The sequence below is a fragment of the Burkholderia sp. WP9 genome (assembly GCF_900104795.1).
Taxonomy (GTDB): Bacteria; Pseudomonadota; Gammaproteobacteria; order Burkholderiales; family Burkholderiaceae; genus Paraburkholderia.
In genome coordinates, this window is record NZ_FNTG01000002.1 from 181429 (window position 1) to 194929 (window position 13501).

At 58.4% G+C, this 13501-nt stretch carries 12 protein-coding genes; 2 read left to right on the forward strand and 10 right to left on the reverse strand.

Annotated elements, in window-relative coordinates; all coding sequences use genetic code 11:
- The first annotated feature begins 247 nt into the window (after positions 1 to 247).
- On the forward strand, positions 248 to 1330 hold the full coding sequence (locus BLW71_RS22125) for a GlxA family transcriptional regulator (RefSeq protein ID WP_091801532.1): 1083 nt from the start codon (positions 248 to 250) through the stop codon (positions 1328 to 1330).
- A gap of 140 nt (positions 1331 to 1470) precedes the next feature.
- On the opposite strand, the gene BLW71_RS22130 is transcribed toward BLW71_RS22125, so the two are convergent.
- Positions 1471 to 1986, reverse strand: coding sequence for a hypothetical protein (locus tag BLW71_RS22130; protein WP_091801535.1), 516 nt, complete (start codon positions 1984 to 1986; stop codon positions 1471 to 1473).
- A gap of 199 nt (positions 1987 to 2185) precedes the next feature.
- Complete coding sequence (locus BLW71_RS22135; RefSeq protein ID WP_091801538.1) at positions 2186 to 2710, reverse strand: hypothetical protein; 525 nt, start codon at positions 2708 to 2710, stop codon at positions 2186 to 2188.
- 619 nt (positions 2711 to 3329) lie between these two features.
- On the opposite strand from BLW71_RS22135, the gene BLW71_RS22145 reads away from it, so the two are divergent.
- A complete protein-coding gene (locus BLW71_RS22145) occupies positions 3330 to 4676 on the forward strand; it encodes an IS4 family transposase (RefSeq protein WP_091797797.1) in 1347 nt (448 codons plus the stop codon).
- Here BLW71_RS22145 and BLW71_RS41075 read toward each other — a convergent pair.
- From BLW71_RS41075 to BLW71_RS22185, 8 genes are all read right to left on the reverse strand, one after another.
- Entirely contained in the window at positions 4658 to 4918 is a 261-nt protein-coding gene (locus BLW71_RS41075) for a hypothetical protein (RefSeq protein ID WP_143048387.1), read from the reverse strand. The two genes, BLW71_RS22145 and BLW71_RS41075, sit on opposite strands and share 19 nt — an antisense overlap.
- 143 nt (positions 4919 to 5061) lie before the next feature.
- Entirely contained in the window at positions 5062 to 5577 is a 516-nt protein-coding gene (locus tag BLW71_RS22150) for a hypothetical protein (RefSeq protein ID WP_091801545.1), read from the reverse strand.
- 493 nt (positions 5578 to 6070) lie between these two features.
- The gene (locus tag BLW71_RS22155; protein ID WP_091801548.1) at positions 6071 to 7006 is read right to left on the reverse strand and encodes a choline ABC transporter substrate-binding protein; all 936 of its coding nucleotides are present in this window, start codon (positions 7004 to 7006) and stop codon (positions 6071 to 6073) included.
- A gap of 106 nt (positions 7007 to 7112) precedes the next feature.
- On the reverse strand, positions 7113 to 8111 hold the full coding sequence (locus BLW71_RS22160) for a GlxA family transcriptional regulator (RefSeq protein WP_091801551.1): 999 nt from the start codon (positions 8109 to 8111) through the stop codon (positions 7113 to 7115).
- A gap of 7 nt (positions 8112 to 8118) precedes the next feature.
- On the reverse strand, positions 8119 to 9021 hold the full coding sequence (choW, locus tag BLW71_RS22165) for a choline ABC transporter permease subunit (RefSeq protein ID WP_091801554.1): 903 nt from the start codon (positions 9019 to 9021) through the stop codon (positions 8119 to 8121).
- A complete protein-coding gene (locus BLW71_RS22170) occupies positions 9014 to 10192 on the reverse strand; it encodes a quaternary amine ABC transporter ATP-binding protein (protein ID WP_091801558.1) in 1179 nt (392 codons plus the stop codon). The genes choW and BLW71_RS22170 overlap by 8 nt, the downstream gene beginning before the upstream one ends.
- Positions 10193 to 11164: 972 nt before the next feature.
- On the reverse strand, positions 11165 to 12061 hold the full coding sequence (locus BLW71_RS22180) for an aspartyl/asparaginyl beta-hydroxylase domain-containing protein (RefSeq protein WP_177205106.1): 897 nt from the start codon (positions 12059 to 12061) through the stop codon (positions 11165 to 11167).
- A 137-nt stretch (positions 12062 to 12198) separates the two neighbouring features.
- A complete protein-coding gene (locus BLW71_RS22185; RefSeq protein ID WP_091801566.1) occupies positions 12199 to 13413 on the reverse strand; it encodes a benzoate/H(+) symporter BenE family transporter in 1215 nt (404 codons plus the stop codon).
- Positions 13414 to 13501 lie beyond the last annotated feature (88 nt).

Here is a 13501-nt window from a genome sequence, read left to right on the forward strand (position 1 = left end):
GCGTACCTTGTGCGTTGCGATGCCTTGGGTGGATTTGCTGCTATTGCACCGCACGTCAATTTGAATCGATAGAATAAAAACGGCATGACAGTGGGATAGTGGCGTCAAGCCGGCCGCCGGCAAAGGGCGGCGACGTATTTGCGAAGACTTTTGACGCATTTGCGAAGGGCGCCGCGCTTGCGGCTGGCGATCGCCGCCATCCCTGGTGCTATGCTTGATCCCACCCTTTTCCTTGCTGGCTGCATGCATGAATTCCGCTGAACCGCTTCCCCCTCAATCGATCGACGGCACCTCGAAGCAGCGCATCCGCTTCGGCATCATCCTGCTGCCGAACTTCACGCTGACGGCGTTTTCGGGTTTCGTCGACCTGCTGCGCCTGTCCGCGGATGAAGGCGATTTCAGCAAACCCGTGCGCTGTTCGTGGAGCGTGATAGGGGAAACCCTTGCTCCGGTGCGTGCGAGTTGTGGCATTCAGATCACCCCGTGGGAAACCTTCGACACCGCCGAGCCGTTCGATTACGTGGTGGTGGTGGGCGGCCTGCTGCATTCCGGGCCTGCCACGAACGAAGCGACCCTCGCCTTCATTCGCAGCGCCGCCGCCACGAATGCGACGCTCGTTGGCATGTGCACGGGCGTGTTTTCGTTGATGCGCGCGGGCGTGCTGGAGGGACACCGCATCTGCGTAAGCTGGTTTCACTACTGGGATTTCATCGAACGTTTTCCGTCGGTGAACGAGGAGGCGCTGGTCGCCGACCGGCTGTTCGTGATCGACCGCCGGCGCATTACGTGTTCAGGCGGACGCGCGTCGATCGACGTCGCCGCCGCGATTCTGCTGCGGCATTTCGAAACCGCCACGGTGCAGAAGGCGCTGCGTATTCTGCTTGTGGACGACATGCAGAAAGGTAACGCGCCGCAGCCGCATCCACCGGGACTCGCGCCGGCCGCGCATCCGAAAGTGAAGCGCGCGATTCTGCTGATGGAACAGCACGTGGGCCGGTCGTTGTCGCTCGACGAACTTGCGGGCAAGCTCGATCTGTCGCCGCGTCAGTTGGAGCGGCTTTTCAAGGCGCAAACAGGTAAGGCGCCGCAGGCTTATGCGAAGCAGGTGCGTTTGCGCACCGCCGCATGGCTGCTCACGAGTTCGGATAAGACGGTGGCCGATATTGCGTCGAGTTGCGGGTTTTCCGATGCTTCGCATCTGGGGCGGGAGTTTCGCAAGCAGTTCGGTTTACCGCCGATGATGTATCGCGAGCAGCGCGGCACGGCGGCGGAGGCGGTGGATAGTGGGGATTATGAGGAGACGTTTCCGGGGCGGGCGCGGGCGATTTGAGGGGGGTGAGAGCGGGCCGGACAAGAATTTGCCAGCCGAATGACAGGATTCATCCAGTCGGCAGGTTTGAAGGCTAAAGCAGCGGGCCGGAATGTTGCCGCACAAGTTGCGGTCACTGGGCCATCCCGCAAGTCAACCGACTACAGTTCTATCCGGAAGCGCTCTGGCGGTTGTAGAAAAAATGGATAGAAGTGCCTCGCACACTCCATGATATCGGCTGGGCCATAAAAGACGCCGACATCCCATGATCGATCGCCAAAGGCAATCCACTCACCTTCCACCGGCATGATGGCATAGTGCCGATGATTCACACCCAGTGCATCCGCGGGACTTCCGCCCGGATCTTCCATCATGAAGTGAAAGAACTCGTCGTCCGAGTTCTCACAACGATGAATGAAGCCGGGATACTTTCCAAAATGATGGTGGAAATAACCGAACGGATCGGGCTTCAAAATCAGCGTCACAAATTCGGTACTACTCCGGAACGCAAGCAGCGCCTGTACAAGCTCAAAGAATTTTTGCGTTGAGATATCGATCGGGTCGAAGTACAGCAACTCGTCGCGCGGGACGCCGACGAGAGCGCGCACACCCTGCCTCGCGCGCTTCCAGAGAAGCGTGAACTCCGTCAAATCATGGATGTAATCTAATCTACTCATTGGTTACCACATCGATGCCTATCAGATTGGATATTGAGCGTTCCCTCTTTGGCTGAGGAGGGAAAGTATTCCGCGGTTGAGGCGCCGTTGTTCGAACAGCCGCCAGGGAATCAATCCCGTATTGTCGGCGCGCGATTAGATGCCGCACGGTCTTTCGCTGCGAAGTGCAGCATTCAGCAGGCAAGCAGGCAAGAGCCTCCTAGTCAACGATTTTGAAATCGACCCCAGGTCGCAAAATGTCACCTGATAGTGTCGTGCGGGCAAATTCATTGGCGTCTGCTGTTCCAAGGAACGCCGCAGCCTCCTTCGAATCATCCCCGCAGGCTAGCCATTGCCCAGATCGAGGCAAGATCGCATAAGCCCAGGTGTTAAATGCTAGCGCGTCCGCAGGACTGCCGCCCGGGTCGGCCTGCAACATGGCACAGTAGTCGGCTTCAATGTCTGTCGGCTGAAAGATGATCGCGGGATACCTCGAAAAGTGGTTGAAGAAGTATCCGACCGGATCTGGGCGCAATCCTACAAAAGCAAAATCGTCCGTGTCTTGGTTCGTGAATCTAAGCAGGGCTCTAACGAACTGATAGAAGTGGCGTGTCGTAACGATCGACGAGGCCAAATACACGACGTTATCTTGTGGCGCGTGCTTGAGTAGCCGCACGCCCGCAGTGGCGCGTGCCCAGAGATCTTGAAACTCAGCTGGGTTGTCGACGAAGATTCGCTTTTCCATTTCACTTCAACCTGATCCTGTACGTGACGCAACCGTCCTGCGATTAGCCAAATCGGGCCTCGAACGCGCTTTGAATTCCGCCGTTCGCTGGGTATCGCTGACGCCAAGACGCCACGTGTTTACGCGTTGAGCGACCGCCTCCAGTGGAAGCGTGTGTCCCGACCTGTTGTCCGGGACACGCGCGCTACTTCCGTAATCGGACGTAACGACGACGATGGCGATTCAATAAAAGATTTACGCTGGATTCTCGTAAAACGCGAAACGCTGCTTAGCAAATTGCATGACGTCCGGGGGACCGCTGAGAACACCAGTTCCGCCAACCCATCCTCGATCGGCATAACAGAACCATTCGCCCGATGGTGGCAAGACGACGTATTGCTCCGAATAAAATCCAATCGCGTCAGCTGGACTGTCACCAGGGTCCATCATCAGTATGTCAAAAAAATCCTCGTTCGTATGACGAGATTCAACTATGAACCCCGGATACTTGCCAAAGTGCATATTGAAGTCATCTCTTTATACACAACTCGACACTTGCGGCAAGGATGGTGGAGTAAAAAATTAGCCGCAAGGGGGTTGTTAACTGTGCGGATTTCGCGTTTACTCTCGGATTTTCAGCATGAAGATCCGAGACGACGCAGGAGCATGGGTGGACGAGGAATTTGAGACGCTGGATCTGGGTGATCCACGGCGAGACCGGCGCGCGAAGGAGCTGGTCAAACGGTTCGCCAGCCGACCCACGGCTAGCATTCCGGGCGCGTGCGAAGGCTGGTCAGAGACGATCGCTGCATATCGCTTTTTGGGCAATGAGCACATCGACTGGCGCGACATGATGCAGCCGCATTGGGACCGTACCACGGCACGCATGGGGCAGTTGCCGGTGGTGCTGTGCATTGCCGATACGACAGAGCTGAACTTTAACGGTCAGGATATCGAAGGGGCTGGCCCGCTCTGTTATGAAGCACAGGTGGGCATGTATCTTCACGCGACCTATGCGGTGACACCGGATCGGGAGCCGCTGGGTGTGATGAACGCATGGATGTGGGCGCGCGAACCACGCGATGCAAACGGCAAGCGTGGGGGCGTTAAGGAAAGTGCGCGGTGGATCGAAAGCTATGAGATCGTGGCCGAACAGGCACGGGCCCTGCCTGACACGCGGCTGGTGTATGTGGCCGATCGTGAAGGCGACATCGCCGCGCTCATGCAGCGTGCGCAGGAACTGGGTGAACCGGCGGACTGGCTGATGCGCTCGCAACACAATCGCGCGCTCAAGGGCGAAGCAAGTTTGTGGGAGACGGTGCACGCCAGCAGGGTACTCGGCCACATCAGCTTCGTGCTGCCCGGGCGCAGCGGCCAGAAGGCGCGTGAAGTGAGGCAGGAACTGCGTAGCCAGCGCGTCACGCTGCCCGGGCGTGCCGGTGTCAAGCTCACCTGCGTCGAGGCGTATGAAGTGGATGCGCCAGCGGGTGTGAAGCCCGTTATCTGGCGTCTTGTGACCAACCGCGAAGCAGGTGATGCGCATGCCCTCATCGAACTCGTTGACTGGTACCGCGCGAGGTGGGAAATAGAAATGTTCTTCAACGTCCTGAAGAACGCCTGCGGGGTCGAGGCACTGCAACTCTCACAGATGGAGCGGGTAGAAAAGGCGCTCGTGCTGTACATGGTCGTATCGTGGCGTATCGCGCGGCTCATGCGTGTGGGCAGGACCTGTCCGGAGTTGGACGCGTCGCTGTTCTTTGCGGCTGACGAGATACACGGCGCCCATGTGCTCTGTAAGAAAGCGCGTCCCAAAAAACCGCCGACGCTCAACCAGATGATACGGATGGTCGGCTCACTGGGCGGATTTCTCGGGCGCAAGAACGACGGCGAACCAGGCGCGAAGACGCTATGGATTGGCATGCAGCGAGTTATGGATGCTGTGATCACCATACAGATCTTGCGCGACGGCTATGACACTTCTGTATAACGAGATGTATTGAAGTAGCTGAACGGATCTGGGTTAATAACGACCACAGCGAACTCACCGGTTCCGTGGAACACCGCAATGCTTCGGATAAGGTTGAGAAAAACCTCCGTAGCAATGTTAGAAGAGTCGAAGCGCAAAAGCTTCGAGGCCGGGGTCACTGCCGCTCGCTCCATACATGCGCATGCACGTTGCCAAAGCAGCGTGAATGTCTCAAGGTCATTGATGTAATCAATGTTGCTCATAAACTGCTCAAGCGGATTTTGACAGTTGCGCTTTTCGAACCCGCAGGAATCTTGCGTAGCCTCAGGCGGTAAACGTGGCATGCGGAAACGACGCGGATTGTTACGGCGTTTCCGCCCTGCCTGACCTTGCGATCTAACGCAAGCTATTCAACAACGCTGAACCCTTCACCGGGTTGGAGAAAAAACGGATAAAAGCTTCGGGCAAACGCAAGGATATTAGGCGGCCCTGTCAGTACGCCCATTTCCCGTTTTCTGTCCGCGTACATGAACCATGTTCCAGGTGCCGGCAGAACCGCATACCGCTCAGAATTGGCCCATAAACAATCCGCCGGACTGTCGCCCGGATCCCGTTGCCAGGATTCAAAAAAATCGTCATCGGATTGCTCCGCGCGATGCACGAAGCCGGGGTATGTGTGGAAGTGAAAATTAAAATAACTGAAGGGGTCAGGCTTCAGTACCAAGCTGACGAAATCGCGCCCACCTTCGTGGGCCAGCAACGCTAGTACAAGTTCAAAAAATTTCTGTGTGGATATATCAACAGAGTCAAAATAGAGTAGCTCGGCCGGCGAGGCTGACGCCAACTCTTGCACGCGCGTGCTCGCACGCTCCCACAGCGGATAAAAGGTCGCCGAATCTGAAATGAAGTCTGGCTTGGTCATGACGGAAGGCGGCTTACCGGTGCCAACTGGGCGAACCCGGCTTCGCGCCGGTGGCTGCCCACACCGCATTGCAATCAGCCGCGTTCGCACCGAACGCCAACATGAGCAGCATGAATGCGGCCAACAGGCGGGTCACCATTGCGCCCGGACTCTCTTTAATTCTGTTTCTTATCATCGTCGTCCTTATCGGTTGTACTTGGATTTAGCCCAAGCACCCTATAAGGACTGCAACAATCAAAAAATCCGACAACTCCTAAAACTGACGTATCCACACACGGAATCTAATGCGAGTCGATAAACACCGACACGCGCCGTAGGAACTCTGAAGCGCAACTATCAGACAAGATCCAATCGCGATGCAGAAACGGCCGTCTGCCGGCAACACACGAGACCACCGCCCGCGGGCTAAACGAACAGAAAACAAAAAAACAAAGCGACGTATAAGGCACCCCAAAATACTGCCCCATCCGCCGCCCCATTCTCAAACCCAACCTCACTTCCCCGCTACATAAGCCTTCACAGCCGGCAACCCATCCTTCCCGTCATACGTCTTCACTCCTGCGAGCCATTTGTCGAGCACCGCCGGATTCGCCTTCAGCCATTCGCGCGCGGCCTTGTTCGGGTCGGTCTTGTTCATGATCGGCAGCATGACGTGATTCTCGATATCGGTCGTGAACTGCAGATTCGACACCAGCTTCGCCACATTCGGGCAACGCGCCGAATAATCGCTCGGCGTGACCGTCAACACTTTGGCTTCGCCATAATTCGGTCCGAACACATCGTCACCGCCAGACAGATAATCGATCTTCATCTGCACGTTCATCGGATGCGGTTCCCAGCCCAGAAACACGATCGGTTTGTTCGCGCGGATCGCACGGTTCACCTCGACCAGCATGCCCGCCTCGCTCGACTCGACAAGTTTGAATTTGCCGAGACCGTACTGATTGCTGTCGATCATCTTCTTGATCAACGCATTGCCGTCATTGCCCGGCTCGATCCCGTAGATCTTGCCGTCGAGCTTGTCGTAGTTCTTCGCGATATCGGAGAACGTCTTGATGCCAGACTGATACGCATAATCCGGCACCGCCAGCGTGTATTTCGCGCCCGTCAGATTCGGCGTGGGCAAGACGGTGAGCTGTCCGGACTTTTTGAACGGATCGATCATCGGGTCCATGGTCGGCGACCAGTAGCCGAGGAACACGTCGATCTGCTTGCTCTTCACGCCGGCAAAGGTGATCGGCACCGAGGCGATCGTCTTGGTCGGCTTGTAGCCGAGCCCCTCGAGCACGGTCGACGCAAGCCCGGTGGTCGCCGCGATATCGGTCCAGCCGACGTCGGCGAACCGGACATCGCGGCAGGTGGCGGGTTCCGCAGCGAAGACAGACGACACAGACAGCGCGCACAACGACGCAACCCACAAACGTTTCATGGCGTTCCCTCAGGGTGATTGATGCTTGACTGGTTTTGACGGACGAAGCGGATCTCTTACGCCGCCAGGTTCAGGCGGCGCTGCATGCAATTCATGGTGTGGCTCACTACGAAGACAACCGCCGCTCAACGCTCGGCGCATGACCGAACTGCGCGCGATAAGCTTTGCTGAAATGACACGGCGAATGAAAACCGCACACCGCCGTCACCCGCGCAATCGACGCATCCGTATTGCGCAGCAACTCGCGCGCGCGACGCAAACGCAGCGTCAGGTAATAGTGCGTCGGCGACACGCTCAGGAACATCTTGAACATGCGTTGCAAATGACGTTGCGACAGATGCACGAGCCGCGCGAGTTCGTCGAGCGATAACGGCTCCTCGATATTCGCTTCCATCAGCCGCACTACCTCGATCAGTTCCGCGCGCGAGAAACCAACCCGCGCGTCGACGGGAATGTGCTGGTAATCGGTTGAACCGCGAATCCGTTCGACGATGAATTGTTCGGACACCTGCGCGGCGAGCGCATGCCCCAGCCGCATGCCGACCAGGTTCAGCATCAGATCGAGCGGCGCGGTGCCGCCCGTGCATGTCATGCGATCGCGGTCGATCACGAACAGCTCGTCGGCGAAACGCACATCCGGGTAGGTCTTGTGCAACGGCGACATGTCTTCCCAATGCACGGTGCAGCGATAACCGTCGAGCAATCCGGCAGCCAGCAGCGCATACGGTCCCGTGCAGATGCCGCCGAGCGGAATGCCTTTTGCGGCGACGTCGCGTAGCAACGCAATCACCGTGTCGTTCACGTAATCGCGCACATGCCAGCCGGCGCAGACGATCAGCACGTCCGGCATGCCGGCCTCGGCGAGCGTGGTGGTGGGTTTTACCGTGATGCCGTTGCTCGCTCGCGCCGGTTCGCCGTCGGGCGTGATCACCGACCACCTGTAGTGCTGCGCGCGGCCTACGTAGTTGGCCATGCGCAGTACCTCGACCGCGCTCGTGAACGCGATCATCGAAAAGTTCGGCAACGTCAGAAAGCCGACGTGCGCGAGCCCGGACAGCGGCGAATCGGCTTGGGGCTCGACCGGCGTGATCGCGTCGCGCTTCATAGGCGGCTCAGCCGTGTTGCGCCGCCGGCTCGCGGCGCACTTTCATGACACTGCGCAAGCCCGACAGCAGCGGCGCGCGCGCCATGCCAGGCGAGCGGCCAAAGCTCTCCGTGATGCGGTCCAGAATGATCGCGAGCATCACCAACGAAAGTCCGCTTTCGAAGCCGAGCCCGATATCGAGCCGTTGAATACTGGCCAGCACGTCGTTGCCGAGACCGCCCGCACCCACCATCGACGCGATGATCACCATGGAGAGCGCCATCATGATGGTCTGGTTCACGCCGGTCATGATGGACGGCAGCGCGTTCGGAAACTGCACCTTGTAAAGCAATTGCCACGGCGTGCAGCCAAATGCCTGCCCTGCTTCGACGATTTCCCGGTTCACGTGCTTGATACCGAGCGAAGTGAGACGCACCGCCGGCGGCATGGCGAAAATCACGGTGGAGAGAATCCCCGGCACACGGCCCAGACCGAATAGCATCGCGGCCGGAATCAGGTACACGAACGCCGGCATGGTCTGCATCAGATCGAGCACGGGGCGCACGATCATCTCGACGGTGCGGCTCTTCGCAGTCCAGATGCCGAGCGGCACACCGAGCAGCAAGCTGATCAGCGTGGACGACAAGGTCAGGCCGAGCGTGATCACCATCTGATCCCAGAACCCGGTGCCGTAGATCAGCAGCATGGCGAGCAGCGTGAACAGCGCGAAGCGCCAGCCCACCCGCCACAGCCCGATGCCGACGAAGAACGCCATCAGCGCCCACATCGGCACGGCTTGCAAGCCGTGTTCGATCACCGCGGCAAAGCTCTCGATCACCTTGCCGATGGAATCGAAAGTTTTTGCGTCGTGGTCGAGCAGATAGTGAACGCCGTGATCGACCCAGGCGCCAAGTGGAATGACTTCAGACATGGGAACTCCGATGGCGGGTGAGAACGTTCAGCACGTTCGTCTTGTTGACCGAACCACAGTAGGAGCCGTCGGCTTCGACAACCGGCAGCGGCGCGCGGCTCGCCACCACGCGTTCGACGACGTCATCCAGCGGTGTAGTGCGGCGGATGCATTCGATCTGATTGAGCTGCGGCGAAGCGCTGCCCATCGCGTCGCGGCAGACGAAGCCGCGAATCTTGCGCTCGCTGTCGAGCACGAACGCGTAGTCGGCGCTGCCGTTGAGCGTGGCGGCCACGCTCGACGCATCGATCTGCGGCGAGTGCTGCATGAGCGGCACGGCGTCGGTCTGCATCAGATCGCCGGCGGTCAGATAGCGGCTCGTGTCGATGCCTTCGAAGAACGCGCGGACGTAGTCGTCGGCGGGATTGGTGATGATCTGCTGCGGCGTGCCGACCTGCACGACCCGGCCGCCTTCCATGATCGCGATGCGGGTGCCGATGCGCATCGCTTCTTCCAGATCGTGCGACACGAACAGGATGGTGCGCTGCTGCTCGCGTTGCAGATCGAGCAGCACGTTCTGCATTTCCTTGCGCTTGAGCGGATCGAGGGCGGAGAACGCCTCGTCCATGATCATCAGCGACGGATTGACCGCCAGCGCCCGCGCGAGACCCACGCGCTGCTGCATGCCGCCGGAGAGCTGCGCGGGCAGCTTTTCCGCGAACGGCGCGAGGCCGACCTGTTCGAGCACGGCCATCGCGCGCTTCTCGCGTTCCTTGCGGCCCACGCCTGCCACTTCGAGGCCGAACGCCGCATTGGACAGCACGGTTCGCTGCGGCATCAGCGCGAAGGACTGGAACACCATGCTCATGTCCTTGCGGCGCAGCGCCGTCAATTCCGAGCGCGGCACGCTCGCCACATCGCGGCCGTCGATCAGCACCTTGCCTGCGCTCGGCTCGACCAGCCGGTTGATCAGACGGATCAGCGTCGACTTGCCGGAGCCGGACAGGCCCATCAGCACGAAGATCTCGCCTTCCTTGACTTCGAACGATACGTTGTGAACGCCGACAATCTGACCGGTGCGCGCGAAAACCTCTTCTTTCGTTGCGCCGCCTGCCAGCATGCCGATCGCCTGTTTCGGGTTGGTGCCGAACACCTTGCACAGCCCTTCGACCACGACCTTCGGGGAATTCATTGAATGCTCTCCTATGTCGACCGGAGTTAGCGCTTTAGCGCTTACTCCGGTCCCATGCACCGCTTCGACCGGAGTTTGCGCTTTAGCACTGCCTCCGGTCCCATGCACCGATAGTTGCTGCAGTGGCGGACGTCCGTCCGCGCTGTGCATACATAGTTGCCAGAAAAAAGTGCGCCTAGCCGACTATTTGCGACAAGCACATGTGGAAATGCGACACCCCTCTCTGGCGCACGCCGGACGGCGGCTGCCGGAGCCTTGCTGGATAAGGGTTTGGAGGGTGTTTAGCCGAGCGGCGACGCGTGTCGCGCCTGAGCAAGTGGAGGCGGCGCGGGGATAAAAAAACGTGTTTCGAAGCGATTGCCGGGTGAGTTGCGGTAATGCAGCAGACCGGGGGGCTCCCGAGGGTTAGTGTAAACGCGTATGCGGACAATGTTCCGCGGGATGTTCGGCCTCTTTTCCTGAAAGGCTCAAGGCGAGCACCGCCTATGCAGATCTACTCACCGTACGACGCTGACCGGAGGCGCTCCCACTGCGACGAACGCGCGATGCTACGTAGCCAGTCGAGCGCCCCATGGCCGCGTTCCGTCATGGACGCGGTTAGCCTTGTTCCTTCGACGCAGCGAACATCTGGTTTGCGACCAGCTTGGCGCGCAACGTCACATTTAATGAACTCACGACGTAGCAACTCGGAAAATACCGCCGGCTCGAGCGGCATGTCCATATCATGACGGCTGGCATTGTGAAGCCCTTCAAGCAGATCCGCGTTCGTCAGGTCAGCGCGCCCTGCCCCGCATTGACCGGCGAGGTCAAACATACACGACTCGACCAGACAACGCGGATTGGCGCACGGGATTTTCGATGCGCACGCTCGGAAGGAAGATTCGTCCAAAGTGTGGAATTGCTGAATCAGCAGCCGACACAATTCCGAAAACGGGCGAACCGATCGAGCGGCGGCGGCACAGTCGAGAATGGTTAGAAAATTCCCTTGCGAAGCGGGAAGCGCTCGTTCATCGCGCGCGAGCCAATATAGAATCTTTGCATCTCTTCACAATGCTCGACGAGTTCCTGTCGGCGAGTCAGTCGGGCGACCGCGGTTAAATTTTTGTAGATATCACTGACCGGCGACTCGAAGCGCAACTGAACCTCTGAAAGGGCGACCAGAATTTGCTCCGCGTCGTCCTTATGATGGAATCGCTCGGACAGAAGTTCGAGGTGATCCTGCAAGTCCTCTGACTCAAGCTTGGTGCGGGCAACCAGTGCGGGTGCAATCGCTTCGTCGCGGACCGAAGGATCCTTGAAGATTAACGAGTAATGTGGGTTTGAAATGTCGGCGTACTGAAAATCAAGACTTAGAATCCGGCGATTGTTCGAAGTCAGATTTAACGCCGCGTGGGGAACCGTCGACTCCAATATCCAGATATCGCCTTTTCGCATGCGGAAGACTCCGAAATTTTCCTCGGTGTGGTAAGAATCGATACAGGTTTCAAGCGGAATCAAAATGCGGACATAGCGGTCTTTTTCTTCTGACAACTCCAGAAAATCGGTATGCGGGATGACAAGACCATTGACGAGATTGCGTACGCGCGCCATTCGCATATGTTCCACATCGAAATACCTTTCGATGATCTGGCTGAGATACGAGGTCGCGGCTCCCACCTGCGTTCGGACGGCCGGATGGTCGTAGTCCGAATATTGGGTGTCGGTCCATTCGCCTGTTCTATTCCAAAGCGAATGGTTGATCCACGTGCCCGAACTGAATTCGTCGTACTGCTCCTTGATAACCGGCAACTCAGACAGTATTTTCAGGTCCTTCCTGAGTAAAGCATTGTTGAACTTGATCCGACCTACAAGGCTGGTTTTTGTCACCACGTCTACAGTCTCCTTTCGTAAGTTCCAACACAGTTTTTCGGTGATGCACCTGCATCTGTGATGCACTGGTTATTTACGTAAGTTCGCCTCCTGTCAGTACCTTGCGAGACGCTACCGGCAGCTAGTCCCCGAACAGGTCAACTGGTTCTCGGCTCGTTGCCGTCGACTTGCTTTACTGAGCTCCAGAAAGCCTTTTTCGACAATGCAAGCGAAAATATGATGCCGGCAACGAGTCCCCACAGGGCCGATCCCAAGCCAAAAAATGACATACCGGAAACGGTGACTACGAACGTAATGACGGAGGATTCGCGTTGGCCCTCCGCGGAGACGGAAGATGAGAGACTTGTGACGAGTGTTCCGAGCAGCGCAAGGCCTGCCAGCGTACTCGTCAGCCCTTCGGGCAGTCGAGCAAAGAGCGCGATGACCGAAGCGCCAAACGTGCCGATGCAGAGGTAACCGACGCCACAGACCACTCCCGAGATGTATCTGCGCCGTGGATTCACGTGACATTCCGGGCTCGCGCACATGGCCCCGACAATCGCCGCGGGGTTAATGCCGGAGTTGCCGAACAATGCGAGAGGAATGGACATGAGACCGCTGGCGCCAACCACCGATTTAGGCGATATGTCGTAGCCCGCGTTACGAAGAATATGGATCGAGGTTGCGTATTGGGTCAGCGCGAGCAGGAGCAAAGGCAGCCCGAGTCCAACGAGCGCCTCGATAGAAAAAGTTGGGAGCGTGAGTTCCGGCTTTACGAGGCTCAGGTCGAGTCCTTGCGCCGTGAAATTCGCGCCAGGCAGAGCCACGATCACGCCAGTCAGAAGCGCAAGCGCGACGGCATAACGCGGGATCAGGCGCCGACACAAGACATACGCAACCACAACCGGCAGCACAACAGCAGGGGTGGATTGGAGTGACCGGAAGATGCCCGCGCAAAACTCGAAGAGCACGCCGGCAATCATGGCGGAAAGCAGATGGGCAGGCAGATGCTGGATCAGTCTGCCGAACAGCCCCGATAGCCCAAGCATTGCGATGATGACTGCCACTACAAGGTAACACCCGATCACGTCGCTGAACGGATAGCGCGCAAGTGCGGTAAGCAGCAGTGCCACTCCGGGAGTCGACCACGCGCCGATCACCGGCATTCTGTGCCGCAGGCTAAGCCAGAGACCTAACAAGCCGGCACCGATGGAGACGGCCCAGATCCACGTTGACAGCAGATTGTGCGAAAGATGCGCGGCCTGCGCCGCTTGCACGACGATCAGCACCGGTCCGCTATAGGTGGCGACAAGCGCGATGACGCCTGCGATGGCGGCGGACGCGGAAAAGTCCGCGCGCATTCTGGAAAACATCGTGTGTGTCTCCTGGGCCAGGCAAGCCCGGTAGGCTGAGTCGTAACATCAGGGTGTTCGAGTCTCCGTGAGCGCTCGTGGAAGAATG

Bases quoted from the DNA above. Each gene is read 5' to 3' on its own strand.
- BLW71_RS22125 (WP_091801532.1), top strand. From the start codon at position 248: ATGAATTCCGCTGAACCGCTTCCCCCTCAATCGATCGACGGCACCTCG.
- BLW71_RS22130 (WP_091801535.1), bottom strand. From the start codon at position 1,986: ATGAGTAGATTAGATTACATCCATGATTTGACGGAGTTCACGCTTCTC.
- BLW71_RS22135 (WP_091801538.1), bottom strand. From the start codon at position 2,710: ATGGAAAAGCGAATCTTCGTCGACAACCCAGCTGAGTTTCAAGATCTC.
- BLW71_RS22145 (WP_091797797.1), top strand. From the start codon at position 3,330: ATGAAGATCCGAGACGACGCAGGAGCATGGGTGGACGAGGAATTTGAG.
- BLW71_RS41075 (WP_143048387.1), bottom strand. From the start codon at position 4,918: ATGAGCAACATTGATTACATCAATGACCTTGAGACATTCACGCTGCTT.
- BLW71_RS22150 (WP_091801545.1), bottom strand. From the start codon at position 5,577: ATGACCAAGCCAGACTTCATTTCAGATTCGGCGACCTTTTATCCGCTG.
- BLW71_RS22155 (WP_091801548.1), bottom strand. From the start codon at position 7,006: ATGAAACGTTTGTGGGTTGCGTCGTTGTGCGCGCTGTCTGTGTCGTCT.
- BLW71_RS22160 (WP_091801551.1), bottom strand. From the start codon at position 8,111: ATGAAGCGCGACGCGATCACGCCGGTCGAGCCCCAAGCCGATTCGCCG.
- choW (WP_091801554.1), bottom strand. From the start codon at position 9,021: ATGTCTGAAGTCATTCCACTTGGCGCCTGGGTCGATCACGGCGTTCAC.
- BLW71_RS22170 (WP_091801558.1), bottom strand. From the start codon at position 10,192: ATGAATTCCCCGAAGGTCGTGGTCGAAGGGCTGTGCAAGGTGTTCGGC.
- BLW71_RS22185 (WP_091801566.1), bottom strand. From the start codon at position 13,413: ATGTTTTCCAGAATGCGCGCGGACTTTTCCGCGTCCGCCGCCATCGCA.